Below are 19,948 nucleotides of genomic sequence, written 5' to 3'. Positions count from 1 at the left end.
AGCTTATCTTATCTTTGCGGCTTGGCGTCTTTGCGCGAGATCTGGAACGGCAGACGGGTTGCGCGCAAAGTCGCTAAGACGCAAAGGGAGGGGGGGGAGACTGAAAGATGGAGACAGGAAAATAGAGCCAATTGCCCGTTGCCGGAACGCTAGCTTCCCCGTGAGCATCCTGTTTTTCCGTCTCTATCTTTCTGTCCTAACGTCTGCCTGGATACTTCGCTGCGGTGGGCGCACCTAGCGCATGAGATTGTGCAGAATTCCGTTTTCCAATCTCCGTGACGGAGCCAGGGGTAGGAGTTGGAGTTGAACCGTAGTGTGATTCGCCAGAATTCCCCTGATTGCTTTGAGCGGTTACGGGGACATGGCAACCGCGAAAGACGCTAAATACGCAAAAGATATTGCGATTATCAAGCCGCGTTCGCTTGTCATGTTGGGACGCCTTGCTTTGGGCACCGTGCTGAGCTTACGGCGGTCTGGCAGCTTATCTTAACTTTGCGGCTTGGCGTCTTTGCGCGAGATCTGGAACGGCAGACGGGTTGCGCGCAAAGTCGCTAAGACGCAAAGGGAGGGGGATAGGCTGAAAGATGGAGACAGGGAAATAAGGCCAATTGCCCGTTGCCGGAACGCTAGCTTCCCCGTGAGCATCCTGTTTTTCTGTCTCTATGTTGCTGTCATAACGTCTGCCTGGATACTTCGCTGCGGTGGGCGCACCTAGAGCATGAGATTGTGCAGAATTCCGTTTTCCAATCTCCGTGACGGAGCCAGGGGTAGGATTTGGGGTTGAACCGTAGTGTGATTCGCCAGAATTCCCCTGATTGCTTTGAGCGGTTACGGAGACATAGCAACCGCGAAAGACGCCAAATACGCGAAAGCTATTGCGATTATCAAGCCGCGTTCGCTTGTCATGTTTCGACGCCTTGCTTGGGGCACCGTGCTGAGCTTGCGGCAGTCTGGCAGCTTATCATATCTTTGCGGCTTGGCGTCTTTGCGCGAGATCTGGAACGGCAGACGGGTTGCGCGCAAAGTCGCTAAGACGCAAAGGGAGGGTGATAGACTGAAAGATGGAGACAGGAAAATAGAGCTAATAGCCCATTGCCGGATCGCTAGCTTCCTCGCGATCATTCTATTTTTCTGTCTCTATCTTTCTGTCAAAACGTCTGCTTGGATACTTGGCTGCGGTGGCGCGCTTTGAACGACAGCTTGGCGTTGGGGTAGCTGGGAGGGATTGTTTTGCTTTGCATTGAATGGGAGGGTCGAGAGGTCGAAAGTGAATTGTACGTCTGAGGAACAAGATATGAGGTTTGCCACCCGTCTGGATTTTCGTACTGAATTTTCGACTGCGCAAGGATAACTGGGGACTGTACCGGAAAATCTGCAATGCGTGTGATCCACCCCTGCATGTTGCAGGTAGAATAGAGCATGGGAAGCTAGCAGTTCTTCGAAATGGTATCCCGCCGTGTGAGCAGGGCAGGGGAACTACCGCTACAGCGTGATTTGGGGAGTTGTCTTCGCGTTGAAAGCGAAATCGCTCCTAAATCGACAAACACTTGTGCCGCGTCGATTTGTCAGATGGACGGCCTGCAATCCGCTGGGCAGCTAACACCTTAACTTTCAGGGAACTGAAATGAGCACGGTACGACGCAGATTTTTGCAGGCATCTGGGGTCGCCTTGTTTCTACCAGTACTGGAGGCATGCCAACGCTCGACCAATTCCAATTCTCAGGTGGCTGGTTCGCATGTGGCCCCTGAGCCACAGACCGCCATTGAAGAAATGCCGGTGGTGGCGCAAGAGGCTGAAGCGGACGCTCCGGTGGTGCCCGAGCCCGAGCCGGGCGGAATGCGGATGGTAGCCATTAACGTCGGCCTTGGTTTGCACGCCCCTCACTTCATCCCCAATCGGAGTGGTCGCAACTACGATCTGCCAAGGTATTTGAGGCTCCTTGAGTCGCATCGCGACCACTTCACAGTCATTTCGGGGGCTTCGCATCCGGAGGTGGATGGAGGGCACTACTCGAGCAAGTCTTTTTTGACGGCTGCGCCGCACCCGCTGAGTGCGGGGTTTCGCAATAGCATCTCCCTAGATCAATTGGCTGCTTCAAAGTTGGGAGGGACGACTCGCTTTGCGTCGCTCGCTCTAACGGAGACAGGACCAGGGTTGTCGTGGTCGAGTAGTGGTGTGGAAGTCCCCACGGAGTCTCGTCCGTCCCAAATTTTTCGGCAGTTGTTTTTGGCCGGCAATGCACGAGAGCAGCAGCGGCAGCTACAAAAATTAGAAGTGGGGCAAAGCGTCTTGGATGCGCTGGGCGAGCAGCGTCGCGGGTTGACGCCGCTGGTGAGCGGACGAGATCGGCAGAAGCTGGATCAATACTTCAATTCGGTGCGTGAAGCGGAACAGCAGCTTGTCAAAGCTCAGGCCTGGACGCATCGTCCCAAGCCGGTGGTGGATCAGGAACCACCGCGAGATATACCGAGCGCAACGCAGATCGTTGAACGCATGGACTTGATGTACGACATGATGCACTTGGCTTTGGAATCCAACTCAACGCGATTTTTGACCTACTTCATCAATGGCTTTAATCAAGTACCTGACATTAATGGAGTTACGATTGACTACCACAATTTGTCGCACCACGGCAAGGATCCTGAGAAGCTTGCGCAGTTGACTGTGGTGGAGGAGCAGGTTGTGGGAGCGTTGGGGCGGTTTTTGAATAAACTCGCGCAAACACAGGAGCAGGGGCAAGGTTTATTGGAAAAGACAATGGTTCTGTTTGGTTCGAATCTAGGCAATGCCAATAATCATGACTCGCGGAACATGCCTATTCTGTTAGCGGGAGGTGGATTCCAACATGGCCAGCACTTATCGTTTGATCAGCCGACAGACTATCCGTTGCCGAATCTGTATGTCTCAATGCTTCAGCAACTAGGATTGGAAATCGACTCCTTCGCGTCATCGACGGGTACGTTGAGCGAGTTAGCGTGAAATGTTGAGCTCAGTCCAGGTAGCGAGCGTCCCGCTAGTTTTTATAAAGTTGGAAAGTGTCTCTCACTGAAAAGTATCACCTTTTGCACGTTTCATGCTTGCATCAGTTGCCGCCGACACGGAGATCAATATGAATGAAAGCTAGTTAGTTGCGGGGGCTTGGGCCTGTTTCAGGTGGCGCAGCTGGCAAAATGTGTCACGATTGTCTGCGAGGCTTAATCGTTAGGTTAGCTTTAAAAGTGTTGGCTGTGGAAAAGTGCCCCAATTCTGGAGGTTGGCACTTGCTCCAATTGGCCAGCGTAAGCGCAGTGTTTTTTGCGAGGCGAAAGCTGAGGATGGGCCAACATTGGCTATAGTATATGTTTAGCTGAAATTTCAATATCCAAGGAGTATGTACCCGATGAAACCGCTGTCTATCCTGATCATAATGCTGTTGGCGGTATTAGTGTCGAATACAAGCCAAGCTGCATTCATTAGAAATGGAAGTTTTGAGACCGGTAACTTTATTCAATGGAGTATCAACGATAACATCAGCCCGACCTTTGCGATTGAGGTGCGACAGGATGGTTTTGTGCCTGGACTGGGATTATTCACGTCTGAAGCAACTGAAGGGATATATTCCGCAACACACGGATTTGATAGTTTTGGGATTGGTGTGATCCGTATTTCCCAAGACGTGGGGCGAATTGATCGCAACTCAGATATGTTGAATTTCGATTATCGAATTGGCTGGGACATGCTCAATGAGGGGGGCGATCCGCTTGGTAAACTTGACAGGGTTTTTAGCGTTGCGATCTACGAACCTGGTTCGTATGTCAATCTCCTCGACCGTGTCGAAGTGTATCGGCTTGTAGGTGGAAGTATGAACCTCGACACAGGCAGTCTGACCGCGAGTCTAGATTTGACACGGTTCCGCACCAGAGAAATCAGAGTTTCGTTCGAAGCGTATGTTCCCGAGTCTCGAACTGGACCAGCTTTTTTTCAGTTGGATAACGTGTACCTATCACGCGCGACTCCACAAGCTGTACCCGAACCCTCTGCGTTTGTTTTAGCAATGTTAGGGATTGGTTCGTTAGCAATTGTACCAGTCTCTCGGAATGCTGGTCGAAAGATTAAGTTGCCGGTCGTTGAGTAGTGTTGTGAGTAACTATGCTGATTTACTTTGGCGGCGGATCGGTGCTCGAGGTAACGGTGGGGGGGTAAGCCAAAACCGAGTGGGCAAATGGGATTCACGAGGAGATCTTGCCCCGCCGCTGTCGGAAAGGGAGCAGGCTAACGCTTCTTCCTAAGAATTTCTGTTCAGCTAGTTCTTGACGGTATAGCGGGTGACAGAGGGATTTTCTTGGTTTGAAAAACGCATTGAGTGGTCCAGCATTCGTTTCAGATTCGTGCGCGGTCCCACTTTATGTCCTTCTGCTGTTTCCAAAGCTGCAATGCAGCGGTAACTAGGGCTGCCGTATAGATAGCAGAAAATACGATCGTCGAGATGGGGTTCGTAAAAAGCGTCCCCAAAAAGCGACCGTCGATAGCAAATCTACGAACGTCATTTTTCTTTAAATACGGATAACGGGATGCGAGTTGCAGGTTTCCGCGTGTCCAGCGGGTGCGGACTCGAACCAGGGTTCGGAATCCTTGAGGCAAGGGCCAGTAGTAAGCCGCAGTTGCTTGCACTCTCTCTTGCGCATTGAAGTGTAGGCGAACGAATTTGTCGTCGGAATGGATGGGCGGAAAGTCAGTCCAGCGTTGGCGGCCTGGACCGTTGACTGCGTAGCAACCACATCCGGGGATGGTATCGCGTATGTACGGAGTGGCTTTCCAAATTTTGGCGTAGCATCTTCCTACGAGGTCCCCTGTAGCGTCGATTTGCATGGTCCCGCTTGCATAGGTTGGGGAGGGGGCGGAAAGGATCTTGTTGATTTGCGATAGCAAATAGGGTGAGCACCGAACATCGGCATCGAGATACACGCGAGAGGGGAATCTCGCCGCAGCATCTCCCGCGTTCAGGGCTTGATTCTTGTTGCCTGCTGGTAACGACAGGACGCGTAGGGATATGCCGCGAGCGGCAAATGCCGAATTGAAGGATTTTCCTATCGCTGCAGTTCCGTCACTACATCCATTGGCAATAATTAGGATTTCGACGTTTGAAATCTCTTGCTGGCGAGCTAGGCTTGCGAGACAGTCTCCGATTACGGACTCTTCATTGCATGCCGGAATAATCACGGTGAGCATTTTCGAAAGTCTCTTGGGGGCATTAGTGGACTCGCCTAGCCGAAAATGCACTAGGCACAAATTGTGTAGGGGATGAGGGAAGGTCCAGTGGTAAGCAGGTTTATTGGCTTGAGGCTGGGAGATTGTCTGAGTGACGCGTGAATCAGTGTACAGACCGTGACGCATAAACTTCCGCGGACCAAGTGTGACCTAGAACACACGTTTGCTAGTAGGCAAAGCGAGCATCCCTTGTACGCCAATAGTAATCCCGATTCGCATAAAATGCACCATTTCCTCTTCCTCGAGCAGTAGCGGGGGAGGGTAGTGCTAAGCGCGGGGTGAGGGGCAGATTGTATGTTAAGCCAAAGCAGTGGGCTGAAGACGCTGCGAGCGAGTTGGCTCGAATGCAAGCTAATTCGCTCGATGTTACTACGTAGGGCGCCATTGATGGCAGTAATTGCCCTTGCCTTAGTCGCGACTTATTCAGATTTTGTAGACAGTTTTGCTGGTTCACTTCGAAATCTGCGTTGGCTTCATTCCATCAATGCAGCATGCAGTCGCTCTGGTTAACTATTTCCTGAACTCCCCTTTTGCAACTGCTGGTCCAGGAATAGGGGATGTGGCAATCTGTTTAAATATAGATGAGTTGCTAATCCAAAAGCATTTGCGTACCCTATACCCGAGAAATCATCGCAGTTGCTGAAGTCTAAATCTCTGAATCACAGCGCATGCACTGAATCGCGAAGGTTGACGCAGGAGTGGTTCTGAGGCAAATGATAATGGCGTGGCGATTGTCATGCTAAAGAATATTGACTTCCAGCGATTTTTATCTGCACTATATTTTGGCTTAACATGGGGTCTCAATGAGAGTTTCAGTATTCGGGATGGGGTATGTTGGGGCTGTAACTGGAGCGTGTTTGGCCCAGATGGGACACGAAGTCATTGGAGTGGATCCTTCGGCAGTCAAGCTCGATCTAATCAGTTCAGGTAAAAGCCCAATTCTCGAAGAGGGATTGAATGAGCTATTAGCCGAAATGGTGAAGTTGGGGCGGTTGAAAGTGAAGTCTAGTTGCGACCAAGCGGTAGCCGAGAGTGATGTTTCGCTGATTTGCGTTGGCACACCCTCGCTTCCCAATGGCGCACTCCAAACACGTTTTGTAGAACGTGTGTCCGAAGAGATCGGCGAAGCTCTTCGCTCGAAAAATGCGTATCATTCGGTAGTAGTGAGATCAACGGTTCTTCCCGGGACCACAGCCAGTTTAGTAGTTCCTGCATTAGAAAAAGCGAGTGGTTTAAAAGCTGGACGTGACTTCGGGATCAGCATGCATCCTGAATTCTTGAGAGAAGGCACATCGATCGCTGACTTCTACAACCCTCCTATGACCGTAATTGGCTCCTCGTCAAAATCGGAGTTTGATAAGCTCTGTGGTCTATACGAAGGTGCGTTGAGTGTATCTGGCGAGCGTTTGCATTGCAGCGTATCCACGGCAGAGGCAATGAAGTATGGATGTAACATTTTTCACGCGTTGAAGATTACATTTGCAAACGAGATGGGGATGTTCTGCAAGCGTGCAGAGGTTGATGCACGTGAAGTGATGGAAATCCTTTGCAGAGACAATAAACTCAATATTTCCGATAAGTATATGAAGCCCGGGTTTGCATTTGGAGGAAGTTGCCTACCAAAAGATTTGCGAGCTTGCATTAATTTTGGAAAGAAAGCGGATGTCGCGATGCCAATGGCCGAAGGCATACTTAGCAGCAACCGCTTGCAGATAGAGCAAGCATCCGAGCGAATAATGGCTTTCGGTAAGCGCCGTATATCCTTACTCGGGATTAGTTTTAAAGAGGCGACTGATGATTTGCGGGAAAGCCCCCTGGTTCATCTGGCAGAAATACTGATTGGTAAGGGGTACGATGTCAGGATATACGATCCCAACGTAAAGTATGCGTCGATTTTCGGCTCAAACAAAGATTTTATTGACATTGAGCTTCCACACTTAAAGTCCGTGCTTGTTGAGTCGGAGCAAGCGTTATGCCATGCGGAAGTACTCGTTTATGGCCACAATGCCGAAACCTATCGTAAAACGATTCCGATGATTACTCCCGATCAAATTGTTTTAGACCTTGCGAATATCACCTCGGTAGACTGCGTAGCCGGGAAATACGAAGGATTGTACTGGTGAATGCCTCTGAACGCACCGAGCGGCAGCCTCATATTGTCATACTTGTTGAAAACCTACCAGTGCCCTTTGATCGTAGGGTCTGGATGGAGTCTCTTGCACTAACCAACGCTGGCTATCGCATTAGTGTAGTGTCACCCATGGCACCCGATGATGAAGTTGCCAATCGCGAAATCGATGGCATTCACGTCTATCGGTATCCTCCACCAGCACTGACACGCGGCAAACTGAGCTTCATCCGCGAGTTTGCGTATTGCTACTGGCAGACTCGTAAGTTGTTAGCGAAGATTTGGCAAGAATCGAAGTTCGACGTAATTCACTCGTGCAATCCACCTGATACTTTCTGGCATATCGCGAAGTCATATAAGACGCGTGGTGTGAAATTCGTCTTTGACCATCATGATCTTTGCCCTGAGCTCTACGAGTCTAAGTTCGACCGAAAGGACTTTTTGTATAGAGCTCTTTTGTGGCTGGAGAAAAAACAATTTCAAACTGCGGATGGTGTTATTGCGACCAATGAGAGTTATAAACGCATTGCGGTAGCGCGCGGAGGTAAGGAAGAGTCTGATGTCGCAGTAGTGCGATCCGGTCCTTTGCTTAGCCGCTTCGAACGCGGATTGCCGGTTCCCGAGTTGCGGCGTGGTCGTGAAAAACTGGTTGTCTATTTGGGAGTTATGGGGGCGCAAGATGGGGTGGACTACGCGCTTCGTGCGGTTCGCTACGCAATTGATGATGGATTGAAGGACACGAGCTTTACGTTTATTGGAAGTGGGGACGAGTTTGATAATTTGATTCGTCTGACGGAAAGCTTGGATCTTGCTGGGGTTGTGCATTTTACAGGTCGGATTTCAGATTCAGACCTTAAGCAGTACATGTCCACAGCCGACTTGGGGATTGCGCCTGACCCTAAGAATCCATTGAATGACGTGAGTTCTATGAACAAGATCGTCGAGTATATGGCGATGGAGCTGCCTTTAGTTAGTTTTGATCTTGTGGAGTCTCGGTGCACCGCTGGCGAGGCTGCTGTTTATGTTAGTGGGGATAGCGAGCAGGGAATGGCGGACGCAATGCGGATGCTTCTAAGTGATCCTGCGAAACGGCAGGAGATGGGGAGGATTGGTCGAGCTAGAGTCGAGGAAATGTTGGCATGGGATTACAGTCGGCAGGTGCTTGTAGACTTTTATGACAAGCTCCTGGGGCGTTTGCCAGTCAGTAACTCTCGTGTTGATTAGGCGGATATGCGGATTGATGTTCTGCTTCGAGAGTTAATGCGTAGGGTGAATTGTTGGAAGCGTCCGATCCGTTGTTACAAGTTGAAAGGGTGGCTCCCGGAAGGCAGGTATTGCCTTCTGTATATTTCGATTTACATCGGTTGCTGGCGATGCGAAGACCACCATGACTGAATCTAGTTTGGTGCGCGAACTTGGTTAAGTTTCGAATGCTGAGCTTGGCGAAGTGTTTCGCGAATTCTTGCGGGGGAAGGTTAGAAGTGCGTCGTCTACTTTGCCCAGGCTTGCATCGCAAACGCCTTCTTAGCGAACAAGTTAGTTGCTTGTGTAGTCCCCACTGGTTTACTTGCTTACAGCGATTGATAGATGCGTTAGACGCAAGCGTTGTTCTTCGCAAGCCATTCAAGGAGGACTTGCTCGATTCGGTCAAGTCGCGGTGCGTTGTCCAGATAAATAGTTACATCCGTGGTAGGCTAAAGAGGCTTCAAGCTGCACTTCTAGTTAGGTTTGTAAGCGAAATCTCTTGCAAATTGAACAGGAGCTCATAGGATGAAATTTAGGGTTGTGCATTTGGCTGAAGATTGAAAAGTAAAAGTCGCTGATTGTATTAATGAACGAGAACTACTTTTAGGCCAATGAATGCACCCAGACAATGTGGTATCACAGTTGCCTGTGCCGTTGAGCGTTCGAGGGGCTCAGGTAAACGGTTCGGTTGAAATATTGAGGCTGTTGGCTGCTTGGGGAATCGTTTGGTTTCACGCGGGAAACACTGGTCGCTCAATTGGATATGCAGGACTACCGCTGTTCTGTGTAATTATGATTGCACTGGCTACCAATGCCAATTCTAAGGGGAAAACGCTTGCAACAGTCGTATGGCGGCGCGCCGAGCGACTTTTGGTGCCGTGGGTAATTTGGTCACTACTCTATGCGATCGCGAAAGTTGCAGAAGCATTGGTCGAGCATACCGCCATTTCCCATGAGTTTTCCTGGTGGATGCTGAGTACAGGTCCGTCTCTGCACTTGTGGTTCCTTCCCTTCGCATTCTTCTCGACCTCCGCAGCATACCTACTGGTGCAGGCCTTGGGGAGGCGGAGTGGAAGAGTTCTCTTTTGGGCTCTTGTGTTGACTCTGCCCAGTTTGGGATACCTTAGTGCGAGTATTGTTAGTCAGGGCGACTTGTCGATTCCGTTCTTGCAATGGTGCTTCGCATTTCCATCAGTGATGTTAGGAATGATTGTGGGAATTCGGGGCAAACGGTTCGATAATGCGATCATTGTTGGGGCCATCCTAGCCACAGCCTTGTTAGCCTTCATGGGCGGATTCCTGTCGTGGTCCATTCCCTTTGCAATTGGTGGACTGGCCGCAATGATCGGCTGGGTTTTCCCCTTGCCAGCTGGGAATTCGGTTCGCTTCCTTGGGGAGCTTGCCTTACCGATTTACTTGATCCATCCGCTAATAATCTCGTTGGTCTCACTGACGCCCATTGACCAGCTAGCAGGCGATGTTCAAGGTGTAGTTGTGGTTTGCTTCTCAACCGTGTACGCCATCGTTCACGTATGCATAGGTGTCTTGGCGGGGAGGGCCGCGTTTAGTACCCAAGCTACTGCTGGTTAGAACGGCATTTTGTATCCTTTCTAACTTTGGACTTCATCTGAGACGGATCGTCTGTCAGGTGTTGGAGGACTGGATGTTCCGCAAGCTGCTAGGCGAGAAATGGAAGCCATGTCAATTGTGCAGCAGAACAATTCTCGATGCTCTCTAAGCTGTTGAGGAGTCAGTTGCCACCAGTTGGTTGCCTCCAATGATTCGATCAGTTCAGGATTGAAGCGATACTTTAATATCTTTGCAGGAGAACCGGCCACGATGGCGTAGGGAGGTACGTTACTGGTCACAATGGCGCCGGCTCCAATGATGGCTCCGTTACCAATTCTCCGGCATCCAGGCAGTAGTATCGCATTCCAGCCAATCCAGACGTCGTGGCCTATGTAGATTGGCTCGTAGGCCGGAAGTTGGCTCTCGGATACAATTCCGAGGTTGGGTTCGTAAAAGAAGGACGAAGTTGAAACCCTGTTATAGGGATGGTTGCGTTCAATACACCTGACTCCTGCCGCGATGGAGCTGTAGCGTCCGACATATGTCTTTGCCGGAAACGCACCTGGCTTGAATACACCTCCGTAGCTGTAGCTGCCAATATGTACCCCATAGTAATTTGCCAAGAATTTTCTTGCGGTGGGAGAGAAAGTTTCTCCGCCCTCAAGTTTGCAAATCGAGGTGATCAAGTGTCTTGCAATCGTCCAGCGTTTGCACAGCCTTAACATTCCAGCTAGCTGGAATAACGCAGTTGCAGTTCGCGACTGCTTGAGCTCCGGCCAGCTCGAATTGCTATTTGCGTCCATTGCATCTGCCCTCTTGGCGATAGGAAATTAGGGTGAAAACACGGTACACGTCCAAATGTACGAAAATTGGGAGGCCGCCATTGGGGCAACCAAGCTGTTTGTTGACCAATTTTATTGTCGGCTCGTCTCATCGCGTTCCCAGGTCGTGAATTGAGCTCGAGCAAATTGTCTCCGCGCTCGATATCGCGACGTCAGTACCACAAACCCGTACGCAGCTTTGTCAATCCAATTGCGCTCGCTAGTTTCATTGTTAGCGGAGTGTACGGAGTCTCTGTTGTTCTCTGCTTGTGCTTTCGCATTCATTTGCAATTCCGGATGCGTTGCATTCAACTGCAGAGTTCCTAGACGTGCACGGGTCTTAACTTTAATCAAGGATCGTACATCGTGCGGGGCGCGAATTGTAAACGTAGCCGAATCAATAACAGCTCGTTCCTGCGGTGTGAACTGGCGCCTGACGAATTCATCGTCGGCAATAATGTTGGGGAATTGTTCGAAACGTGAACGTCCAATTTCACTAATACCAACAAATCCGCTTCCCACGTGGCCCAGTCGATGGTAGGGACGGTCCAGCCAAGTGCGGTAGAAGCTGCGTACCATCCAGGAAGATTGTGCGGTATTGCATTTCATTCTAGGTGCGGCAGCGTGTATTCTGCCCTCGCGTAGTACCTTCGACGTATCGTGTAGTGCATTGGGGGACAGCTCAATGTCTGCGTCTAGGAAAAATCGAGGGAAACCTTGAGCCTGTTCATCACCCAGGTTGAGCGCAGCAATTTTAGATCCTTGCTCGATGTTGAAAACTCGTACCTGCTCTCCAAAGCTACTGGCTATGTCGAAGGTTTCGTCTCTACAGCCATTGCAAACCACAATGATTTCGCCCGGTTCAGCGGTTAGGGCTTGGGCGACGCTTTTCAGTGTCCTGGTTATTACAGAGGCTTCGTTGTATGCCGGTATTATTATGGAAATCATGAGCCAGGTGATCTGAGTTAACTGAGGTGGCGTTGGAGCGATGAAAAAATATGAACGACTGGTCGGGGATATCCTACAGATAAATTATTAGCGACTGTGGTCCCAGGGGCGGCGGAAGCATCGTGCATCGTTGGTGAATATTCTAAATTTCCAGCTTACTTGCGGTTAAGTTAAGGCTATCAGTATCGCTTCGATCTCAAGCACCGGTTTTATGAGGTGACGCTAAATTAAGCAAGTGGCGGAGGCTTTCCTGCTGGGGGGAAGCTAGTTGGCACTGTTTGAAGGTTTTCGCTGGGCTCGAAGGTTGATTGAAGTAGCTATGCAACATGATGCGATGCCTGAGAGTTCGATCAGCCATCCGAGGCGCGTTGTTCCCAACGAGATACCTAATAGAGCATCGACATGATGGAAAGAGACCATGCGCAGCAGCACATAAGTGGTTTGTAATCCCATTGCCAGCATGGCTAGATGGTACGCTCGCGGCCAGTGTCTCACTTGCCATACTGCCCAAGTGATGCCACCGATGGCTGTTAAGCCAATGACGCCGGATGCAGCCGCTTGCCATAGCCGTCGGTTGGCATACCAATTGCCTTGTCGCGCCCAGCTCCGTAGGGCCTCGGTTATGTGGACTTGCAGGTCTGCTTGCTTGTTGATTCCCAGCAGGAGGTAGGCGGCCGCTACGAATAGCCAAAATCGGAGCTGGGGTAGAGGGGTATTGGCCGTTTGCGATTGCCGGTGGTAGCGATGGAAGCAGAGGCCGGCAGCCAGGAAGTAACCGACTGTGATCAAAATCCCAATTGCATCGGGGTCTCCCAGGAAATTCATCGTTGCACTCAGCTGGGGGAGAGGGAAGTAGCGAGCTCTTGGTCGCCGCGATCAACGGGGGGCTGGCGAATCCCTTGACTCTGAAAGCCAGCTCGGATGAAGCCCTCGGTGCGGAATGCTAGTGTGGACTCAATTCTAACGACCAGTATAGAACCAGCGGCTCATCCAAAATGGATTTTGGGTAGGTGCGGGACGAGGTGGCATGTCCCCTCGATTTTTTAGCTCATTCGGCCTGTTCCATCGTCCACTCTCTTACATGCAAGTTTAGGTTGAAGGCGACGGGGAGAATAGCCTTCTTGTCGGGGGAGGTTGGTAGAGGGCCGGTGGTCCATGTGACGGGGTGTGAGGGAACAAGGGCCTGGGGGCGTGCCACGGGAGGAACACGGTCCGGGGGGCCATGCTACGGGAAGGGGACACGGTCGGGGCGACCATGCTACGGGAAGGGGGCGGGCTACAATTGCTCCGAAACAGTGGCTTGGCAGCGTGGGCAAACATAGCAGTGCCCCAGATCTTGAAGTAGGGCAGGGGGGAGCCACTCGTGGCAGCTCCCGCACTGGGCGCTCGCCGCAAAAAGACGCTGCCAGCGGTTCCGCAAATTGGCCCAGAGTGAACGCATGGTCGGTGAGTCGGTTGGCTAGCGACGGCGGCGCGAAACACGCACGCCACACAGGCTTAGCAGGCCCAGGCCAGCTAGAACTCCCGTTGTCGGTTCCGGAACGGCTGCTCCGGCAGACGTGCCGCTGAGCGCGATGTTGTCCCAAGCGCGTCCGTCGGAACTGAGTTGGCCATTGTCTTGGTAGGTGTCGTATTGTTGGAATCGGATGTATAGGGTGCTTACTGAGCCATCTGCAATTCCGTTGCTCGTAAGTGCATCGGAAACCAGGACGGTCGTCCCTGGCGTCCAGCCCATGGAGGCAGCGCCGCTGGCTGGACTCCAGATTGGCAGCCAATTGTTGTTGTCGGTGCTGATCGCGATGCCATCGCCATTCTTCGTTCCGGTGAACGGGGCAGTGCCCAGCACATCGTTAAAGTCGTAGAAGGTAAAAGAATCGAAGACCAGCGACATTTGGCTGTAGCCAGAAACATTGACTGCAAGTGTAGCGTGGTTGTAGTTAGCTGTTCCCGGCAATGTCTTGCTGTCCATGAAAAGCGACTTGCCATGGGCAGGGTCCGAATCGTAGATTGCCAGGTATCCGCCGTTAACTCCAGTCACTGAGCTGTAAGTTGTCCATTTTGTGTTGTCCAGTGAGCCCGAGTTGAAATTGGCTTGGTAGATCATTTCCGCACTGGCCACACCGGGTAGCCAGGTGCATAGGGCTAGTGCGAGACTCAGTGAAGTAAGGCAAACGGATTTCATGTGCACTGACCTAGAGAACTTGACGAGTATTCAGGAATGTCTTAGGGCTAAAAATCTCAAACAAAGCGATGATTTCCAGCCGGTTGCTGCAGTGATCTTAGTATAGACAGGCTCAGCACTTCAAGCCAGTAATTGGCGCCGATGTTTGGGAAGACTTCAGCAGTCATGCCGGTTATTACGTCTGTAGTGTGTAGGCAGGGCTGAAGGGGAGGGGCTTTTTATGGAGTGCTGCGATTTGTCGTAGCCTTCTTGCTTGGGGGCGGGTGGATTGGGCGGTCAAGGTAGAGGCGGCTGTAGAAGGAGGGGGGGGGCTTGGGGTGCTCAGTGGCGCTAGCTCGGTGGTCTGACTGCTCCGGCCCAAACGATTGCTCCAAAGCGATGACAAGTCATCGCAGTCCATATGGCGTGCTGCGACTTGTCGTAGCTTTCTTGCTTCGGGGCGGGTGGATTGGGTGGTCAGGGGTAGAGGCGGCTGCAGCGGGGGGGTGCTCAGGGGCGCTAGCTCGGTGGTCTAACTGCTCCGGCCCAAACATTTGCTCCAAAGCGATGACGAGTCATCGCAGTCCATATGGCGTGCTGCGACTTGTCGTAGCTTTCTTGCTTGGGGGCGGGGAGGAATAGACTGAAAAATGGAGACAGAAAAATAAGGGAGTTTCGTCACGGGGGGCGTTGGGGGAAATATATAGCTGGCCGGTGTGTTTTTTTGGGGGGGCTCGGTTCTGTCTGAATGCTACTGGAGAGTCGAGAGGCCGACAGTGAATTGGGCGTCTTAGCAAAGGGAGAGAAGCAAGGGGAGGGGTTCGAGACAGCAAAATCGCTTGTCCCTACCAGGCCTTTAGCAACCCACCATTCGGCCCCCCAGTTTTTATTTGCGTAAATTCGCGTTTTTAGCGGGCAATTCGGTAGCTAAGACATGCTCACTATGGACCGTCCTAGATTGAATGCTGAAGAAGGGAGGAGGAATTGGCAGGAAAATAAAAGAAGACGGCCAGTCTTGGAGTGCTAGCTCACGCATCGAATCTTCCTGCCCCCATCTTCCTGCCAAAACGTCTGCCTGGATACTTCGCAGCGGTAAGTGTGGTTGGAAGTGCATTTCGCTGTTGGTTTTGCTTGCGAATCGAATGGGATCGGCCGAGCCTTGGGGGGGACCCACAACTTTATGCGTCAAACCCAAGGAAATCAAAGGCTCCCACGCCTACTTGAACTCGTCTGTAATCCGACACTCGAGCACGAGCACGACTAAGACCGTGAAAAGTGGGTGAATCTAAGCCGTAAGCCCCTCCCCGCTGAGTTCGTGGTACTCATGTAGCGCTCCTCCCGAGAGAACACCGACGTTCGGCCGATCGCTCGCGCGGGAGGACGGGAGGATATGAACGGACGATGGCGTCGCTAAGTACTCCTCGGTCGGACGCTAGCGATCAGGGCGAGTCATCGCAGTCCAAAGCAAAATCCTTCTTACCGTTATTTTCACTACCACTCAGCGGTCGCTGAGTGGGGAAAAGCCCGGTTAACCACCTAGGAAACGGTTTTGTGCAATTATCCTGGGGGGGATTGCCCTCAAAATTGCATTTGCAATCTACAATTGTCCTAGCCCTAAAGGTCCGGTGGCGGACTGCATCGCGTTCGACGCGCATTTCTGTTTGCCACGCTGATAGGCGTTTGCGTAAGATCTGGTTCATTCCGTATTGCCTCTGAGCAGGGTTCCTGCAGCCGAAGTTTATCCCGATGACTGATTCAAACCCATCCCAACCCGCTGCAGTCGCGTCATCCACCAATAAGTCGTGGTGGCTGGTCCTGATTGTGGTCGCCTTTTGTGGCTGGATGTATGCCGATATTTTTGGATGGCTGGCGCGGACTTGGCAAACCAATCCCGACTACTCGCATGGTTGGTTGGTGGTGCTCTTCTCGCTTTATCTACTTTGGGCCGGCAGAAAGAAGTTGGCCTCGCTTTCGGATTCTGGGAGCCCATTGATTTCCGATGGTCTGTGGTGGGGCGTAGCGCTGCTGGTGGCGGGGCTGTTGCTGCGGTTGGTCGGCATCTACATGCGAGTCTTGACCTTTGAGGCACTGTCACTCATACCGTTTTTGCTAGGGGCACTGGGGATTTTGCTAGGGCGCCGCGCGATGCTCTGGGCACTCCCGGCGCTGCTGTTCTTGGTCTTTACCGTTCCGCTGCCTGGATTCTTAGCGGGTCGCATGAGCGGGGGATTGCAGGCGGTGGCTACGAGCATTAGTACCTTCTTCTTGCAGACGGCAGGGGTACCAGCCATCGCGGATGGGAACATTATCTCACTCTCCAACGGAGAGATCGGCGTGGCGGAAGCCTGCAGCGGCCTGAGAATGCTGTATGCATTTTTTGCTCTAACGGTCGGCGCGTGCTTGGTCATTGATCGTAGTCTGATCGAAAAACTCGCGATTGGCATGGCTGCAGTACCCATTGCAATCGCGGTCAACTGCATTCGAATCGTCGCTACCGGTTTGGCGTATGAGCACTTCGGCGCGGAAACTGCCGAGAAGATATTTCACGATGTGGCGGGCTGGGTCATGATGCCGATGGGATTTGCGATCCTCTTGGGCGGGTTGGCCATCCTGGAACGATTGATTATTGACGACGGGCACCGATCTCAATTGGGATCGGCGGCGGCGCGATAGCGGCCTTGCCGAAATTGCAGTCCGCCGTGTGACGGGCTGTTGATTTAAGCACGATTTTGGTTTTACTGAGCAGTATAGTTTTCCTAATTGACCCGTAGCAACAACCACTCGTCCTTACTTACCGGGCTGTCGAAATAGTAACCCGCTGCGTGAGCAAGGAAAGATAGTTGCCGCTGCAAGGCAGTATGGGACGCAACCTCCGCGTTAGAATTCAAATTGCTATTAAATCGACAGCCCGTTACGCGGCGGGTTACTATTTCAACATGCCGGTGAGCAGGGAAACGTTGATATAACGCCAACCGTGGCGAGACCTTTGCGAAATAACAGAACATGCGACAAACAAGTAAGCCGCGAGGGGCGACCGAATGGGGGGCCGTTGGGGGGAGGGTATTTGGGCTGTGCCTGCACATGCGATAGAGTTGCGAATGAGTGGCAAACACGGCCGGGGGGCCATGCTACGGTTGCGCTGTAGATACTCCAGGGTAATGTGAGAGGCAGCAACAGATTTCAACTGCCCTTGTTTGCACAGCCCAGGCACCGCCTGGGACCGAGAGACAAAAGATAAAGCCGGTGGCTAGCGTCCTTCGCTCGCTCAAGCCGAGCGAAGGATTTAAATTAACTTCAGAATTCCTCAGTGAAAAACAAGTTGCAATGGTTACAGACAGAGTCAACGGGACGAACGGCCAGCGAACAAACGCACAACAGCAAATCGTCGTAGCCCGACCCGTTAAAGGGGGGCCTGAACCAAGTGGTCCCAATTTGTCCGCAGCTCTAGGCTCCTTGCGACGTTGGTGGTGGATAGGTCTGCCGCTAGGGGTCTTGCTAGGAGTTGCTGGGGCCGTCGCTGGGTGGCTGGCCATGGTGCCAAAATATGCGGCCTCGGCCTACTTGCGGATCGATTCTGACAATCGTCCGCTGTTGTTTGAGACGGTCGATCAGGCTGGAGGTGGCGTATCGGGATTCAAGTTGTATAAGAGCACGCAGCAGCAAATAATGCTGACTCCCTTCGTGCTGAATGCGGCGCTGCGTGACGGTGAATTGTCCTCCCTGCCGATCATCGCGCAACATGATGATCCTGTTTCCTGGTTGCAGGAAAAGCTGGAAGTCACTTTTCCAGGGGATGGTGAGGTTATGCAAGTTACTTTGGAAACCCAGTCTCCCGCCGATTGCGTAAAAATTGTGAATGGGGTGGTAGACGCCTATATGAAGGAGGTGGTGGGGAACGAACGCAGCCAGCGACGCCAGCGATTGGAAAGCCTGGAAATAGTTCATGCGGAAGCGGAGAGCAAGGTTCGTATAAAGCGGGCTGAATTGAAATCCTTGGCTACACTTTTAGGTACGGGAGACGCGGAATCCCTGACCGTGGCCCAGCAGAATGCATTGCAGCAGTACGGTCTGATGCAAGAGAAGCTGAGTACGATTCAGTTTGCCTTGATGCAGGCCGAAGGAGAAATGAAACTGGCTTCAGAGTTTGACCAGCGTTTAAGGACCCAAGCTGCTGAATTGGCGGCCGACTCGCAATCGGAGGAAGGCGGGCTGGTTGCCGCACGTGAGCCTCAATCTGACGTTTCCGAATCGCTGCTGAGAACCCCTGACGTATTGCGGCTGGAGGATGATATTGCTCGTATCCAATCGCAATTGACAGTCATGCGAGCTTCGGTCGGCCCCGGCCACCCCAGTGCCCGAGCCCTGACTGTCGAGCTGGAAGCGCGGCAAGAGTTGCTGGACAAACGACGGGAGTATGCCCGGGAGGCTGCACTGGAATCGCTCGCCAAGACGAACGCAGAGTCTATGCTTCCACTGGGGCAGCAACAGTCTGCCACTAACCGAACTCCGTTGGGCGCACTCACTCAGCAAGATCTCATCAGCCGGGCTTCGCACATCGAAGTCTTGAAGCAGCAAGAAGCGTTGCTGCAAGAGAAAGTCGATGTCTTGTCAGACGAAACTCGCAAGCTGGGGCAATCGTCGATTGACGTCGAATTGATGAGGGCGGAAATTGCAGGACTGGAGGATGTTCTGCAACATGTAGGGGGCGAGATCGAGCGAACCAGCATCGAGCTCAAAACCGCTTCTCGTATCAAATTACTCAGTTCTGCCGATCGCGCGATCGCACCGGATCTCAAGAAACGATTTGCCGTGGCGGGCGCCGGGGGGGGGCTAGGGTTACTGTTGCCGTTGGTGCTGCTGGTTGGCTGGGATCTGACACGCCGCAAGGTAGACAATTTGGAGGGGGTCAGCCATTCGCTCTCGCTGTCGACCTTTGGTACGGTTCCCATGGTCGATCGCGATCCGTTGGTCTCTCCAGGCCAAGCCAAGAAGGGACGGGATTATCAGCGAGCGGTTGAGTTAGCTGAAGCCATTGATTCGGTAGCCGCCATGGTGCTGCACCGCGCGGCTGTGGAGAAACGCCAGGTGTTTATGGTCTCAAGCGCCTTGGCAGGCGAAGGGAAATCGACGATTTCCTGCCAATTGTCACGCAGTCTGGCCAAGTCTGGCAAACGGGTGTTGTTGGTCGATTTTGATCTGCGCCGGCCCTCGCTGCACAGTTATTTGGAGCTGAGTGAAGGACCTGGGGTATCGGAGCTGTTGCACGGTTCCACGAAACTGACCCATGCGATCCAGGAGACTACCACCCGCAATCTGCATGTGATTACGGCGGGTGGCGAATTGTGTTCGGTGACGGAGTGCGAATCGGACGGGAGTCTGGCGGCATTGCTCAATAAATTGCGATCCCACTACGATTTAGTGATCATCGACACCCCTCCCGTATTGCCTGTGATCGATGCGCGCGTAATTGGTAAATATACCGATGGCGTGATCTTCACGTTGGTGCGGGATCGATCGCGTCTGCCCAACGCGGCTAGGGCATGCGACCTGCTCAAATCGTACGGGATTGCTGTCTTGGGAACGGTAGTCATTGGCGGTCGTTCGACGGGCTATCAAGGCTACTACGCCTACCAAAATCGGAGTGTGGAGCGGAAGCCTAAGTTGATCGAGAATTGAGTTGCGGCCCCCCCCCTCGGTAGAGATTTAACTTTCGCTGAGCGGCTTGTTCAAATAGTAACCCGCTGCGTGAGCTAGGAACGATAGTTGCCGCTACATGGCAGTTTGGGACGCAACCTCCGCGTTAAAATTCAAATTGCTATTAAATCAAC

At 52.3% G+C, this 19,948-nt stretch carries 12 protein-coding genes; 7 read left to right on the top strand and 5 right to left on the bottom strand.

Features of this window, described 5'->3' with window-relative positions:
* Positions 1 to 1,624: 1,624 nt before the first annotated feature.
* Together Q31a_RS25945 and Q31a_RS25940 are read left to right on the top strand one after the other, a co-directional pair.
* Positions 1,625 to 2,980 carry a DUF1552 domain-containing protein gene (locus tag Q31a_RS25945; protein WP_145084549.1) on the top strand — a complete coding sequence of 452 codons (1,356 nt, stop codon included), beginning with the start codon at positions 1,625 to 1,627 and terminating at the stop codon, positions 2,978 to 2,980.
* A 400-nt stretch (positions 2,981 to 3,380) separates the two neighbouring features.
* Positions 3,381 to 4,115, top strand: coding sequence for a PEP-CTERM sorting domain-containing protein (locus tag Q31a_RS25940; RefSeq protein ID WP_145084546.1), 735 nt, complete (start codon positions 3,381 to 3,383; stop codon positions 4,113 to 4,115).
* A 245-nt stretch (positions 4,116 to 4,360) separates the two neighbouring features.
* Here the strand turns inward: Q31a_RS25940 and Q31a_RS25935 are convergent, their stop codons facing one another.
* Complete coding sequence (locus Q31a_RS25935) at positions 4,361 to 5,209, bottom strand: glycosyltransferase (RefSeq protein WP_197355721.1); 849 nt, start codon at positions 5,207 to 5,209, stop codon at positions 4,361 to 4,363.
* Positions 5,210 to 6,051: 842 nt separating this feature from the next.
* On the opposite strand from Q31a_RS25935, the gene Q31a_RS25930 reads away from it, so the two are divergent.
* The 3 genes from Q31a_RS25930 to Q31a_RS25920 all read left to right on the top strand — a co-directional run bounded on the left by Q31a_RS25930 (position 6,052) and on the right by Q31a_RS25920 (position 10,211).
* Positions 6,052 to 7,371 (top strand): nucleotide sugar dehydrogenase, encoded by a 1,320-nt coding sequence (locus Q31a_RS25930; protein WP_145084540.1) that lies wholly within the window; start codon positions 6,052 to 6,054, stop codon positions 7,369 to 7,371.
* A complete protein-coding gene (locus Q31a_RS25925; RefSeq protein WP_197355719.1) occupies positions 7,368 to 8,600 on the top strand; it encodes a glycosyltransferase family 4 protein in 1,233 nt (410 codons plus the stop codon). The genes Q31a_RS25930 and Q31a_RS25925 overlap by 4 nt, the downstream gene beginning before the upstream one ends.
* A 636-nt stretch (positions 8,601 to 9,236) precedes the next feature.
* Positions 9,237 to 10,211 carry an acyltransferase family protein gene (locus tag Q31a_RS25920; RefSeq protein ID WP_145084537.1) on the top strand — a complete coding sequence of 325 codons (975 nt, stop codon included), beginning with the start codon at positions 9,237 to 9,239 and terminating at the stop codon, positions 10,209 to 10,211.
* A 20-nt stretch (positions 10,212 to 10,231) separates the two neighbouring features.
* On the opposite strand, the gene Q31a_RS25915 is transcribed toward Q31a_RS25920, so the two are convergent.
* The 4 genes from Q31a_RS25915 to Q31a_RS25900 all read right to left on the bottom strand — a co-directional run bounded on the left by Q31a_RS25915 (position 10,232) and on the right by Q31a_RS25900 (position 14,141).
* A complete protein-coding gene (locus tag Q31a_RS25915; RefSeq protein ID WP_145084534.1) occupies positions 10,232 to 10,993 on the bottom strand; it encodes a CatB-related O-acetyltransferase in 762 nt (253 codons plus the stop codon).
* A 111-nt stretch (positions 10,994 to 11,104) separates the two neighbouring features.
* Positions 11,105 to 11,959 carry a glycosyltransferase gene (locus Q31a_RS25910; protein WP_145084531.1) on the bottom strand — a complete coding sequence of 285 codons (855 nt, stop codon included), beginning with the start codon at positions 11,957 to 11,959 and terminating at the stop codon, positions 11,105 to 11,107.
* 264 nt (positions 11,960 to 12,223) lie between these two features.
* Positions 12,224 to 12,784 carry a hypothetical protein gene (locus tag Q31a_RS25905; RefSeq protein ID WP_145084528.1) on the bottom strand — a complete coding sequence of 187 codons (561 nt, stop codon included), beginning with the start codon at positions 12,782 to 12,784 and terminating at the stop codon, positions 12,224 to 12,226.
* A 634-nt stretch (positions 12,785 to 13,418) separates the two neighbouring features.
* Entirely contained in the window at positions 13,419 to 14,141 is a 723-nt protein-coding gene (locus tag Q31a_RS25900; RefSeq protein WP_145084525.1) for a PEP-CTERM sorting domain-containing protein, read from the bottom strand.
* A 1,725-nt stretch (positions 14,142 to 15,866) separates the two neighbouring features.
* Here Q31a_RS25900 and Q31a_RS25895 point away from each other — a divergent pair.
* Positions 15,867 to 16,793, top strand: a complete 927-nt coding sequence (locus tag Q31a_RS25895; protein ID WP_145084522.1) for an exosortase/archaeosortase family protein — start codon at positions 15,867 to 15,869, stop codon at positions 16,791 to 16,793.
* Positions 16,794 to 17,444: 651 nt separating this feature from the next.
* Complete coding sequence (locus tag Q31a_RS25890; protein WP_145084519.1) at positions 17,445 to 19,796, top strand: exopolysaccharide transport family protein; 2,352 nt, start codon at positions 17,445 to 17,447, stop codon at positions 19,794 to 19,796.
* The last annotated feature ends 152 nt before the right edge of the window (positions 19,797 to 19,948 follow it).

It is taken from the genome of Aureliella helgolandensis, assembly GCF_007752135.1.
Classification (GTDB): Bacteria; Planctomycetota; Planctomycetia; order Pirellulales; family Pirellulaceae; genus Aureliella; species Aureliella helgolandensis.
Note: the sequence above shows the minus strand (reverse complement) of the source record. Positions and strands in the feature narration are given on the sequence as shown.

What these genes read in the sequence shown, in the direction of transcription:
- Q31a_RS25945 (WP_145084549.1), top strand. Translation starts at nt 1,625, where the DNA reads ATGAGCACGGTACGACGCAGATTTTTGCAGGCATCTGGGGTCGCCTTG.
- Q31a_RS25940 (WP_145084546.1), top strand. Translation starts at nt 3,381, where the DNA reads ATGAAACCGCTGTCTATCCTGATCATAATGCTGTTGGCGGTATTAGTG.
- Q31a_RS25935 (WP_197355721.1), bottom strand. Translation starts at nt 5,209, where the DNA reads ATGCTCACCGTGATTATTCCGGCATGCAATGAAGAGTCCGTAATCGGA.
- Q31a_RS25930 (WP_145084540.1), top strand. Translation starts at nt 6,052, where the DNA reads ATGAGAGTTTCAGTATTCGGGATGGGGTATGTTGGGGCTGTAACTGGA.
- Q31a_RS25920 (WP_145084537.1), top strand. Translation starts at nt 9,237, where the DNA reads ATGCACCCAGACAATGTGGTATCACAGTTGCCTGTGCCGTTGAGCGTT.
- Q31a_RS25915 (WP_145084534.1), bottom strand. Translation starts at nt 10,993, where the DNA reads ATGGACGCAAATAGCAATTCGAGCTGGCCGGAGCTCAAGCAGTCGCGA.
- Q31a_RS25910 (WP_145084531.1), bottom strand. Translation starts at nt 11,959, where the DNA reads ATGATTTCCATAATAATACCGGCATACAACGAAGCCTCTGTAATAACC.
- Q31a_RS25905 (WP_145084528.1), bottom strand. Translation starts at nt 12,784, where the DNA reads ATGAATTTCCTGGGAGACCCCGATGCAATTGGGATTTTGATCACAGTC.
- Q31a_RS25900 (WP_145084525.1), bottom strand. Translation starts at nt 14,141, where the DNA reads ATGAAATCCGTTTGCCTTACTTCACTGAGTCTCGCACTAGCCCTATGC.
- Q31a_RS25895 (WP_145084522.1), top strand. Translation starts at nt 15,867, where the DNA reads ATGACTGATTCAAACCCATCCCAACCCGCTGCAGTCGCGTCATCCACC.
- Q31a_RS25890 (WP_145084519.1), top strand. Translation starts at nt 17,445, where the DNA reads ATGGTTACAGACAGAGTCAACGGGACGAACGGCCAGCGAACAAACGCA.